The following is a 10,855-nucleotide window of genomic DNA, read 5'->3' on the forward strand; positions in this document are numbered from 1 at the left end:
AGCGCTGGCGCTGATCGGGGCACAATCGTGACAGAGGGTAACCCTCCAATTTTTCTCCTCATGCGTTCGCGCAGGGATGTTTGCTCCATGACCACTGTTCCACTGCCCCTCCCCACCCGCCGTGCCGACCTGTTGGCGCAACTGGCGCAGCCGCGTGTCTACGACCTGGTCGTCATCGGCGGCGGGGCCACGGGCCTGGGCGTGGCGCTGGACGCGGCGGCGCGCGGCTTCAGCGTGGCGCTGATCGAGTCGCACGACTTCGCCAAGGGCACGTCTTCGCGCGCTACAAAATTAGTGCACGGTGGCGTGCGCTACCTCGCGCAGGGCAACATCGCGCTGGTGCGGGAGGCGCTGCACGAGCGCACGACCTTGCTGCACAACGCACCGCACCTGGCGCAGCCGCTGGCGTTCGTGATGCCGTCCTACCACTGCTGGGAGTCGCCGTTCTACGGCGTGGGTCTGAAGATGTACGACGCGCTGGCGGGCAAGGCCGGGCTCGGCGCGACCGAATTCCTCGGGCGCGAGCGCACCCTTCAGTGCCTGCCCACGGCGCGCGCCGAAGGGCTCAAGGGCGGCGTCAAGTACTGGGACGGCCAGTTCGACGACGCACGCCTGGCGCTGGCGCTGGCACGCACGGCCGCCAGCCGCGGCGCGCTGCTGGTCAACTACTGCGCCGCCAAGGAACTGGTGCACGAGGACGGGCGTGTCGCCGGCGTGGTCTGCGAGGACACGGAAACCGGCCAGCGCCATACGCTGCGTGCGCGCTGCGTGGTCAATGCCACGGGCGTCTGGGTCGACGCGCTGCGCCAGCAGGACGGCGAGGCCACGGGCCGGTCGGTCAAGCCGATCGTGGCGCCGAGCCAGGGCGTGCACATCGTCGTCGACCGCGAGTTCCTGCCGTCCAGCCACGCGCTCATGGTGCCCAAGACGGCCGACGGGCGCGTGCTGTTTGCCGTGCCGTGGCTGGGCAAGCTGATCCTGGGCACGACCGACAGCCCGCGCCACAACATCGAGTACGAACCGCTGCCGTTCCACGAGGAAGTGGCCTTCATCCTGCGCGAATCGGCACGCTACCTCAGCCGCGCGCCCACGGCGCAGGACATCCGCAGCCTCTGGGTGGGCCTGCGCCCGCTGGTCAAGCCCCAGGACGACGACGGCAACCACACCAAGAGCCTGAGCCGCGAGCACACCGTGCTGGCCAGCAAAAGCGGCCTGGTCACCGTGACGGGCGGCAAATGGACCACCTACCGCGCCATGGCCGAGGATGTGTTGCAAAAATGCTTCAGCTCGGGCCTGCTCGACGTGCGCCCGGGCGGCGTCACCGTCCGCCTGCCCCTGGTGGGCGCACCGACCGGGCCGGTGCAGCACCGCATGTGCGATGCCCAGGGCTGGCACTCTTACGGGTCGGAGGCCGACGCCGCGCGCCAGCTGCCCGGCGCCGATGCGCTGCTGGGCGCCGGCATCACCGAGGCCATGGTGCGCTTTGCGGCGCGCCACGAATACGCGCGCACCGTCGAAGACGTGCTGGCGCGGCGCTGGCGCCTGCTGTTCCTCGACGCGCGCGAGGCCGCGGCCCTCGCCCCCGCCGTGGCCGCGCTGCTGCAGCAGGAAACCGGCGCCGACCCGCAGCTGGACGCGTTTATGGCCCTGGCCGCGCAGTATTTGCACGTCCCGGCCTGAACGGGGCCGCAAAGTGCTTGACGGCGCTTGCGTTTTTTGCAAAAATAGCGGGCTTCGCTGTTAAAAGAGCGAAGTTTCTGCCCAGCAGGAAGCGCTGCAAATGGTTTGCGGCGTGGACGACGGGCCCAAGACTGACTGGCTGATCTCCGGCCCTTGAGAAGTTCTCTGGGGCTGTTTGTCTTCTGGTGCAAGTTGGGAATATTGAAATGATCCAGACAGAAACTCGGTTAGACGTTGCCGACAACACCGGCGCGAAGTCCGTCCTGTGCATCAAGGTGCTCGGCGGTTCGCGTCGTCGTTACGCCAGCGTGGGTGACATCATCAAGGTGAGCGTCAAGGAAGCCGCACCGCGTGGCCGCGTCAAAAAAGGCGAGGTTTACAGTGCTGTGGTGGTGCGTACCGCCAAGGGCATTCGCCGTGGCGATGGCTCGCTCGTGAAATTCGATGGCAACGCTGCGGTGTTGCTCAATGCAAAGCTGGAGCCCATTGGCACCCGTATCTTTGGACCGGTGACGCGCGAGCTGCGCACCGAAAAGTTCATGAAGATCGTGTCCCTGGCTCCTGAAGTTCTCTAAGGACGGTGCGATGAACAAGATTCGCAAGGGCGACGAAGTCGTCGTGCTCACCGGGCGCGACAAGGGCAAGCGTGGCGTGGTTTCGCTGCGCAAGGATGACTCCCACCTCGTGGTGGATGGCATCAACCTGGTCAAGAAGCACGTCAAGCCAAACCCCATGAAGGGTACGACCGGCGGCATCGTGGAAAAGGCCATGCCTATCCACCAGTCCAACGTGGCGATCTTCAACGCCGCCACGGGCAAGGGTGACCGCGTCGGTATCAAGCTGCAGGCGGATGGCAAGCACGTTCGCGTGTTCAAGTCCAGCGGCGCTGAAATCAAGACGGCCTAAGGGGTAAAAAATGGCACGACTCCAACAACACTACCGCGAAAAAGTGGCCCCTGCCCTGATGGAGCAGTTCGGTTACACCTCGCCTATGCAGGTTCCGCGCCTGACCAAGATCACGCTCAACATGGGTGTGAGCGAAGCAGTCGCAGACAAGAAGGTCATGGACAACGCAGTTGCCGACCTGACCAAGATCGCCGGCCAGAAGCCCGTGGTCACCAAGGCCAAGAAGGCTATCGCCGGTTTCAAGATCCGCGAAGGCCAGGCCATCGGTTGCATGGTTACCCTGCGCGGCGTTCAGATGTACGAATTCCTCGACCGTTTCGTCACCGTGGCCCTGCCCCGTGTGCGTGACTTCCGCGGTATCTCCGGACGCGCTTTCGACGGCCGCGGCAACTACAACGTCGGCGTGAAAGAGCAGATCATCTTCCCTGAAATTGAGTACGACAAGGTCGACGCCCTGCGCGGTCTCAATATCAGCATCACCACGACGGCTACGTCTGACGAAGAGTGCAAGGCACTGCTCGCTGGCTTCCGTTTTCCGTTCAAGAACTGAGGCAGCGTATGGCTAAAGTAGCTCTGATCCAGCGCGAACTCAAGCGCGAAAAACTGGTGGCCAAGTATGCAGCGAAGCACGCTGAACTGAAGGCTATCGCCACCGACGTCAAGCGCAGCGACGAAGAGCGTGAAGCAGCCCGCCTGGGCTTGCAGAAGCTCCCACGCAATGCCAACCCGACGCGCCAGCGCAACCGTTGCGAAATCACCGGTCGCCCCCGCGGTACTTTCCGTCAATTCGGCTTGGCCCGCGCCAAGATCCGCGAACTGGCTTTCGCAGGCGACATCCCCGGTGTCACCAAGGCCAGCTGGTAAGCAGGCAGGAGAGATACAACATGAGCATGAGTGATCCCATCGCTGACTTGCTGACCCGCATCCGCAATGCCCAAATGGTTTCCAAGGCCACCGTGGTGGTGCCATCTTCCAAAGTGAAGATCGCCATCGCCCAGGTGCTGAAGGACGAGGGCTACATTGACGGATTCCAGGTCAAGACCGAAGCCGGCAAATCTGAAATTGAAATCGCCCTGAAGTACTACGCGGGTCGCCCCGTGATCGAGCGCATCGAGCGCGTGAGCCGCCCTGGCCTGCGCGTGTACAAGGGTCGCGATGCCATCCCCCAGGTCATGAATGGCCTCGGCGTGGCAATTGTCACCACCCCCAAGGGTGTGATGACCGACCGCAAAGCACGCGCAACCGGTGTCGGTGGCGAAGTTCTTTGCTACGTGGCTTAACCCGAGACATTGAGGAGAAACTGAAATGTCCCGTGTAGGAAAAATGCCGGTCACCATCCCCGCAGGCGTGGATGTGTCGATCAAGGATGACCAGATCAGCGTCAAGGGCGCTGGCGGTCTCCTGTCCATGGCGCAAAACGCGCTGGTCAAAGTGACCAGCAACGACGGCAAGCTCTCGTTCGAGCCGGTCGATGCGTCCCGTCAAGCCAATGCCATGAGCGGCACCATTCGCCAGTTGGTCAACAACATGGTGCAAGGTGTCAGCGCAGGCTTTGAAAAGAAGCTCACGCTCATCGGCGTGGGTTTCAAGGCGCAAGCCAGCGGTGCCAACCTGAACCTGTCCGTGGGCTTCTCGCACCCGGTCAACAAGGTCATGCCCGCAGGTATCACCGTGGCCACGCCCACCCCCACTGAGGTGGTGATCAAGGGCGCCAACCGCCAGGTGGTCGGCCAGATCGCTGCCGAGATCCGTGCTATTCGTCCGCCCGAGCCCTACAAGGGCAAGGGCATCCGTTATACGGGCGAAAAGATCACGATCAAAGAGACCAAGAAGAAATAAGGAGCTGCATTATGTTGACCAAGAAAGAGCAGCGTCTTCGTCGGGCACGCCAGACCCGCATCCGCATTGCACAGCAAGGCGTGGCGCGACTGACCGTGAACCGCACGAACCTCCATATTTACGCTACGGTGATTTCGGGCGACGGCAGCAAGGTGCTGGCCGCTGCTTCCACCGCCGAAGCCGACGTGCGCAAGTCGCTCGGTGGCGCGGGCAAGGGTGGCAACGCCGCCGCAGCGCAAATCATCGGTAAGCGCATCGCCGAAAAGGCCAAGGCCGCAGGCGTTGAGAAGGTTGCATTTGATCGTGCAGGTTTTGCCTACCACGGCCGCGTCAAGGCTTTGGCCGACGCCGCCCGTGAAGCTGGCCTGCAGTTCTAAGCGGAACGGAATACAAAATGGCTAAATTTCAACCCCGAGTGCAAGACGAAGGTCGCGACGACGGCATGCGCGAGAAGATGATCGCGGTCAACCGCGTCACCAAAGTCGTGAAGGGCGGTCGTATCCTCGGTTTCGCTGCCTTGACCGTTGTCGGTGATGGCGATGGCCGCGTCGGCATGGGTAAGGGCAAGTCCAAGGAAGTGCCGGCTGCAGTGCAGAAGGCCATGGAAGAGGCCCGTCGCAACATGGTCAAGGTGTCGCTCAAGAACGGCACCATCCACCACCAGGTCACGGGCCACCATGGCGCCGCATTTGTGATGATGGCACCGGCCCCCAAGGGTACCGGCATCATCGCTGGCGGCCCCATGCGCGCCGTGTTCGAGGTGATGGGCATGACGGACATCGTGGCCAAGAGCCACGGGTCCTCCAACCCTTACAACATGGTCCGTGCCACGTTTGACGCGCTCACCAACTCCACCACCCCCGGTGACGTGGCAGCCAAGCGCGGCAAATCGGTCGAAGACCTCTTCGTCTGACAGGAGCTGTGACAATGTCTACACAACAAACCGTGAAGATCCAGCTGGTTCGCAGCCCGATCGGCACGAAAGAATCCCACCGCGCCACCGTGCGTGGTCTGGGCCTGCGCAAGCTCAACAGTGTCAGCGAACTCCAGGACAGCCCTGAAGTGCGCGGCATGATTAACAAGATCAGTTATCTGGTCAAGATCCTCTGAGAGGTCGATGATGGAACTCAATAACATCAAGCCCGCAGACGGAGCCAAGCACGCCAAGCGCCGCGTGGGCCGGGGCATTGGCTCGGGTCTGGGCAAGACCGCTGGTCGTGGCCACAAGGGTCAGAAGTCGCGTTCGGGTGGCTACCACAAGGTGGGCTTCGAAGGCGGTCAAATGCCTCTGCAGCGCCGACTGCCCAAGCGTGGCTTCAAGTCGCAAACGCTCAAGTTCAATGCAGAAGTCACGCTGACGGCCCTGGGCCAGCTCGGCTTGGCCGAAGTGGACATGCTCGCGCTCAAGCAAGCCGGTCTCGTCGGTGAACTGATCCGTGTGGTCAAGGTCATCAAGAGCGGTGAAATCGGCACGGCAGTCAAGCTCAATGGCATCGGCGCAACCGCTGGTGCCAAGGCAGCGATTGAAGCCGCTGGTGGCAGCGTAGCCTGAGTCTGAAGGAACGCACCAGTGGCTACTAACGCAGCTCAAATTGCAAAGACCGGCAAGTTCGGCGACCTGCGTCGCCGACTGGTTTTTCTCTTGCTGGCGTTGGTTGTTTACCGTGTCGGGGCGCATATCCCCGTTCCGGGAATCGATCCAACGCAGCTCCAGCAGCTGTTCAGTGGCCAGCAGGGCGGCATTCTGAACCTGTTCAACATGTTCTCGGGTGGCGCCTTGTCGCGCTTCACGGTGTTCGCACTGGGGATCATGCCGTACATCTCGGCGTCGATCATCATGCAGCTCATGACCTATGCCGTTCCAACCTTCGAGCAATTGAAGAAGGAAGGCGAGGCAGGGCGCCGCAAGATCACCCAGTACACCCGCTATGGCACCTTGGGCTTGGCGCTGTTCCAGTCGCTGGGCATTGCCGTAGCGCTGGAGAGTTCTGCAGGTTTGGTTCTGGCACCGGGATTTGGCTTTCGCATGACGGCGGTGGTCAGCCTGACGGCAGGCACCATGTTCCTGATGTGGCTGGGCGAGCAGATCACCGAGCGTGGCTTGGGCAACGGTATTTCGATCCTGATCTTCGCAGGCATCGCCGCCGGACTGCCGGGCTCGATTGGCGGTCTGCTGGAACTGGTTCGCACCGGGGCCATGAGCATCGTTGCTGCGATCTTCATCGTCATCGTCGTCGCATTGGTGACCTACTTCGTGGTCTTTGTCGAGCGCGGACAGCGGAAGATTCTGGTGAACTATGCGCGGCGCCAGGTTGGCAACAAGGTGTATGGCGGTCAGTCATCCCATTTGCCCCTGAAGCTGAACATGGCTGGAGTGATCCCGCCGATCTTCGCCTCGTCGATCATCCTGTTGCCGGCCACCGTGGTGAACTGGTTCAGTGCAGGTGAGTCGATGCGCTGGTTGAAGGATATCTCGGGTGCACTGACCCCCGGTCAGCCCATCTATGTGATGTTCTATGCGGCAGCCATCGTGTTTTTCTGCTTTTTCTACACCGCTTTGGTGTTCAACAGCAGGGAAACGGCAGACAACCTCAAGAAGAGTGGTGCGTTCATTCCTGGCATCCGTCCGGGTGAGCAGACGGCCCGCTACATTGACAAGATCTTGGTGCGGTTGACGTTGGCAGGCGCGGTGTACATCACCTTCGTGTGCCTGTTGCCCGAATTCCTGATCCTCAAGTACAACGTTCCGTTCTACTTTGGCGGCACGTCGTTGCTGATCATCGTGGTGGTCACCATGGATTTCATGGCCCAGGTGCAGAACTACTTGATGTCGCAGCAATATGAATCGTTGCTGAAAAAGGCCAACTTCAAGGCAGGTGCCGCGGGTTGAGTTGGGGTGTTTTCTGCGTGTCGGTCGACGCCATGACGGCGCCGGCAGACTTCATGGGACAATACCGGGTTAGTCAATTAAATGACCCACGAGCTTTCGCGGGCAACGACCGTGTTCTTGGCCTTGGTGGCGGGAATGCATGAACAGTTTTAGGAGAATGAAATGAGAGTCTCGGCTTCGGTCAAGAAAATCTGCCGTAACTGCAAGATCATCCGCCGCAAGGGCGTTGTGCGTGTGATCTGCACCGACCAGCGCCACAAGCAGCGCCAGGGTTGATCACGAAAGTATTAGAGGACGCACATGGCACGTATCGCTGGTATCAATATTCCGCCGCACAAGCATGCTGAGATTGGCTTGACCGCCATCTTTGGCATCGGGCGCACGCGCGCACGCAAGATTTGCGAAGCTTGTGGCATCGACTATTCCAAGAAGATCAAGGATCTGACGGACGCTGACCTCGAGAAAATTCGCGACCAGATCGCCGAATTCACCATCGAAGGTGACCTGCGCCGTGAAACAACGATGAACATCAAGCGTTTGATGGACATCGGTTGCTATCGGGGGTTCCGCCATCGCCGCGGTCTGCCGATGCGTGGTCAGCGTACGCGCACCAATGCCCGCACCCGCAAGGGACCGCGCAAGGGTGCTGCAGCGCTGAAGAAATAAAAAGATTGAAAGATCAATATGGCCAAGTCTCCCGCCAATAACGCAGCGCAGCGCGTGCGCAAGAAGGTCCGCAAGAACGTTTCGGACGGCATTGCACACGTGCACGCATCGTTTAACAACACCATCATCACGATCACCGACCGCCAGGGCAACGCCTTGTCGTGGGCATCTTCGGGTGGCCAAGGTTTCAAGGGCTCGCGCAAGTCCACCCCTTTTGCTGCCCAGGTGGCTTCGGAAGTGGCTGGCCGCGCCGCCATGGAACAAGGCATCAAGAACATCGATGTCGAGATCAAGGGCCCTGGCCCAGGTCGCGAATCTTCGGTCCGTGCCCTCGGTGCCCTGGGTATCCGCATCACCTCGATCTCCGATGTGACGCCGGTCCCGCACAACGGTTGCCGCCCCCAGAAGCGCCGTCGCATCTGATCGATCTCAAGCCCACCGCCGCCTGCGCCCGTCACAACGCCGCAGGCGGCTCCCGCAATGGTTTGCGGAAGATGACATAGAAGGATATTCAAGTGGCACGTTACCTCGGCCCCAAGGCCAAACTCTCCCGCCGTGAAGGCACCGACCTGTTCCTCAAGAGCGCCCGCCGCTCGATTGCCGACAAGTCGAAGTTCGATTCCAAGCCCGGTCAGCATGGCCGCACTTCGGGTCAGCGCACCTCCGACTACGGGCTGCAGCTGCGCGAAAAGCAGAAGGTCAAGCGCATGTACGGCGTGCTGGAAAAGCAATTCCGCCGCTACTTCGAAGCTGCCGAACGCCGCAAGGGCAACACCGGTGCCAATCTGCTGTCGCTGCTGGAGTGCCGCCTGGACAACGTGGTGTACCGCATGGGCTTTGGCTCCACGCGCGCAGAAGCCCGCCAGCTCGTGTCGCACAAGGCGATCACCGTGAACGGCCAATCGGTCAACATTCCGTCGTACCTGGTCAAGACCGGCGACGTGGTGGCCGTGCGCGAAAAGTCCAAGAAGCAAAACCGCATTGCCGAAGCGTTGCAACTGGCGCAGCAAGTGGGCTTGCCGGCCTGGGTGGATGTGAATGCCGACAAGGCTGAAGGCGTGTTCAAGAAGGTGCCTGACCGCGACGAGTTCGGCGCCGACATCAACGAATCTCTGATCGTTGAGTTGTACTCGCGTTAAGTACACAGCCTCAATTTTCGAGAAAACCGTTCCCGCACCGCGAGGCATCGCGGTGCGGGTGCTTCACCAGCCTTACCGGTGTAACGAGCTGGGGGTATTGAGAGGAAGTCTGAATGCAAACTAATTTGCTGAAACCCAAGGCGATCAACGTAGAGCAACTGGGCCACAACCGTGCCAAGGTCGCTCTGGAACCGTTTGAGCGCGGCTATGGACACACGCTGGGCAACGCCATTCGACGGGTCCTGCTCTCGTCCATGGTGGGTTACGCAGCGACGGAAGTGACGATTGCAGGCGTTCTGCACGAATACTCTTCCATTGACGGCGTCCAAGAAGATGTGGTGAACATCTTGTTGAACCTGAAGGGTGTTGTGTTCAAGTTGCACAACCGTGATGAAGTCACCCTGAGCCTGCGCAAGGACGGCGATGGCGTCGTGACCGCGCGCGACATCCAGACGCCGCACGACGTCGAGATCGTCAACCCCGACCATGTGATCGCCCACCTGTCGCAAGGCGGCAAGCTGGACATGCAGATCAAGGTGGAAAAGGGCCGTGGTTACGTGCCCGGCAACCTGCGCCGCCATGCCGACGACTCCACCAAGTCGATTGGCCGCATCGTTCTGGATGCCTCGTTCTCGCCCGTGCGCCGTGTGAGCTACACGGTCGAAAGCGCGCGCGTCGAACAGCGTACCGACCTGGACAAGCTCGTGGTCGAGATCGAGACCAATGGTGCCATCGCGGCAGAAGACGCCGTGCGGGCATCGGCCAAGATCCTCGTCGAACAGCTGGCAGTGTTTGCACAGCTGGAAGGGGGCGATATCCCCACGTTCGGTCCGCAAGAGGGCACGCGCGCCAGCGCCACGTTCGATCCGATCCTGCTGCGTCCAGTCGACGAGTTGGAGCTGACCGTGCGTTCCGCCAACTGCCTGAAGGCCGAGAACATCTACTACATCGGTGATCTGATCCAGCGCACCGAAAATGAGTTGCTCAAGACGCCGAATTTGGGTCGCAAGTCGCTCAACGAGATCAAGGAAGTGCTCGCCTCGCGCGGCCTGACCCTTGGCATGAAGCTTGAAAACTGGCCGCCAGCCGGCTTGGACAAGCGTTAAGTTATAATTTTGATCCCCTTTGGGGAAGTGCCTTGGGCAGTACCTGATACGGCTGCCCGATTGAACGATATATAAGGAAAGCACCATGCGCCACGGACACGGACTCCGCAAACTCAACCGCACCAGCTCGCACCGCCTTGCGATGCTGCAGAACATGATGAATTCGCTGTTGCAGCACGAAGTCATCAAGACCACCCTGCCCAAGGCCAAGGAATTGCGCCGCGTGGTCGAGCCCATGATCACCCTGGCCAAGGTCGACACCGTCGCCAACCGCCGTCTGGCTTTTGACCGCCTGCGCGACCGCGACATGGTGACCAAGCTGTTCAATGACCTGGGCCCCCGCTTCAACCCGCGTCCCGGTGGCTACACCCGCATCCTGAAGATGGGCTTCCGCGTGGGCGACAACGCTCCCATGGCCCTCGTCGAGCTGGTGGACCGCCCCGATGTGGCAGATGCAAATAATTCTGGCGCAGCTGCTTAAAAGTAGGCTATAATAAACACTTGCCGCGCGATGGAGCAGTCTGGTAGCTCGTTGGGCTCATAACCCAAAGGTCGGAGGTTCAAATCCTCCTCGCGCAACCAAATAAGGCGGCAACGCTTCAAAAAAAGCCCACTTTCAGTGGGCTTTT

18 protein-coding genes and 1 tRNA gene are annotated in these 10,855 nt (G+C 60.9%); all 19 read left to right on the forward strand.

The features are described 5' to 3' along the window. The first annotated feature begins 87 nt into the window (after positions 1–87). The 19 genes from B2J89_RS10700 to B2J89_RS10790 all read left to right on the forward strand — a co-directional run bounded on the left by B2J89_RS10700 (position 88) and on the right by B2J89_RS10790 (position 10,808). Complete coding sequence (locus B2J89_RS10700) at positions 88–1,680, forward strand: glycerol-3-phosphate dehydrogenase/oxidase (protein WP_169169068.1); 1,593 nt, start codon at positions 88–90, stop codon at positions 1,678–1,680. A 206-nt stretch (positions 1,681–1,886) separates the two neighbouring features. Then, entirely contained in the window at positions 1,887–2,255 is a 369-nt protein-coding gene (rplN, locus tag B2J89_RS10705; protein WP_169169069.1) for a 50S ribosomal protein L14, read from the forward strand. Positions 2,256–2,265: 10 nt separating this feature from the next. Then, a complete protein-coding gene (gene rplX, locus B2J89_RS10710) occupies positions 2,266–2,586 on the forward strand; it encodes a 50S ribosomal protein L24 (protein ID WP_169169070.1) in 321 nt (106 codons plus the stop codon). A gap of 10 nt (positions 2,587–2,596) precedes the next feature. Continuing rightward, positions 2,597–3,136: a 50S ribosomal protein L5 gene (gene rplE, locus B2J89_RS10715; RefSeq protein WP_169169071.1), complete on the forward strand. Its 540-nt coding sequence runs from the start codon at positions 2,597–2,599 to the stop codon at positions 3,134–3,136. Between the two features lie 8 nt (positions 3,137–3,144). Next, the gene (rpsN, locus tag B2J89_RS10720) at positions 3,145–3,450 is read left to right on the forward strand and encodes a 30S ribosomal protein S14 (RefSeq protein WP_169169072.1); all 306 of its coding nucleotides are present in this window, start codon (positions 3,145–3,147) and stop codon (positions 3,448–3,450) included. Positions 3,451–3,470: 20 nt separating this feature from the next. Then, complete coding sequence (rpsH, locus tag B2J89_RS10725; protein WP_169169073.1) at positions 3,471–3,866, forward strand: 30S ribosomal protein S8; 396 nt, start codon at positions 3,471–3,473, stop codon at positions 3,864–3,866. 25 nt (positions 3,867–3,891) lie between these two features. Then, positions 3,892–4,425 (forward strand): 50S ribosomal protein L6, encoded by a 534-nt coding sequence (rplF, locus tag B2J89_RS10730; RefSeq protein WP_169169074.1) that lies wholly within the window; start codon positions 3,892–3,894, stop codon positions 4,423–4,425. 11 nt (positions 4,426–4,436) lie between these two features. Beyond that, positions 4,437–4,802 carry a 50S ribosomal protein L18 gene (gene rplR, locus B2J89_RS10735; RefSeq protein ID WP_169169075.1) on the forward strand — a complete coding sequence of 122 codons (366 nt, stop codon included), beginning with the start codon at positions 4,437–4,439 and terminating at the stop codon, positions 4,800–4,802. 17 nt (positions 4,803–4,819) lie between these two features. Continuing rightward, positions 4,820–5,338: a 30S ribosomal protein S5 gene (rpsE, locus tag B2J89_RS10740; RefSeq protein WP_169169076.1), complete on the forward strand. Its 519-nt coding sequence runs from the start codon at positions 4,820–4,822 to the stop codon at positions 5,336–5,338. A gap of 14 nt (positions 5,339–5,352) precedes the next feature. Further along, positions 5,353–5,535, forward strand: coding sequence for a 50S ribosomal protein L30 (gene rpmD, locus B2J89_RS10745; RefSeq protein ID WP_169169077.1), 183 nt, complete (start codon positions 5,353–5,355; stop codon positions 5,533–5,535). Positions 5,536–5,545: 10 nt separating this feature from the next. Then, the gene (gene rplO / locus B2J89_RS10750; RefSeq protein WP_169169121.1) at positions 5,546–5,977 is read left to right on the forward strand and encodes a 50S ribosomal protein L15; all 432 of its coding nucleotides are present in this window, start codon (positions 5,546–5,548) and stop codon (positions 5,975–5,977) included. 18 nt (positions 5,978–5,995) lie between these two features. Next, complete coding sequence (gene secY, locus B2J89_RS10755) at positions 5,996–7,315, forward strand: preprotein translocase subunit SecY (protein ID WP_169169078.1); 1,320 nt, start codon at positions 5,996–5,998, stop codon at positions 7,313–7,315. A 162-nt stretch (positions 7,316–7,477) separates the two neighbouring features. Continuing rightward, positions 7,478–7,591, forward strand: coding sequence for a 50S ribosomal protein L36 (rpmJ, locus tag B2J89_RS10760; protein ID WP_003050535.1), 114 nt, complete (start codon positions 7,478–7,480; stop codon positions 7,589–7,591). A 24-nt stretch (positions 7,592–7,615) separates the two neighbouring features. Continuing rightward, complete coding sequence (gene rpsM, locus B2J89_RS10765; RefSeq protein ID WP_169169079.1) at positions 7,616–7,981, forward strand: 30S ribosomal protein S13; 366 nt, start codon at positions 7,616–7,618, stop codon at positions 7,979–7,981. An 18-nt stretch (positions 7,982–7,999) separates the two neighbouring features. Then, positions 8,000–8,404, forward strand: coding sequence for a 30S ribosomal protein S11 (rpsK, locus tag B2J89_RS10770; protein WP_169169080.1), 405 nt, complete (start codon positions 8,000–8,002; stop codon positions 8,402–8,404). A gap of 92 nt (positions 8,405–8,496) precedes the next feature. Further along, complete coding sequence (gene rpsD / locus B2J89_RS10775; RefSeq protein WP_169169081.1) at positions 8,497–9,120, forward strand: 30S ribosomal protein S4; 624 nt, start codon at positions 8,497–8,499, stop codon at positions 9,118–9,120. 113 nt (positions 9,121–9,233) lie between these two features. Beyond that, positions 9,234–10,226: a DNA-directed RNA polymerase subunit alpha gene (rpoA, locus tag B2J89_RS10780; protein WP_169169082.1), complete on the forward strand. Its 993-nt coding sequence runs from the start codon at positions 9,234–9,236 to the stop codon at positions 10,224–10,226. Between the two features lie 85 nt (positions 10,227–10,311). Next, the gene (gene rplQ / locus B2J89_RS10785) at positions 10,312–10,707 is read left to right on the forward strand and encodes a 50S ribosomal protein L17 (RefSeq protein ID WP_169169083.1); all 396 of its coding nucleotides are present in this window, start codon (positions 10,312–10,314) and stop codon (positions 10,705–10,707) included. Positions 10,708–10,731: 24 nt separating this feature from the next. Then, a tRNA-Met gene (locus B2J89_RS10790) sits at positions 10,732–10,808 on the forward strand. Positions 10,809–10,855 lie beyond the last annotated feature (47 nt).

It is taken from the genome of Acidovorax sp. SRB_24 (assembly GCF_012931925.1).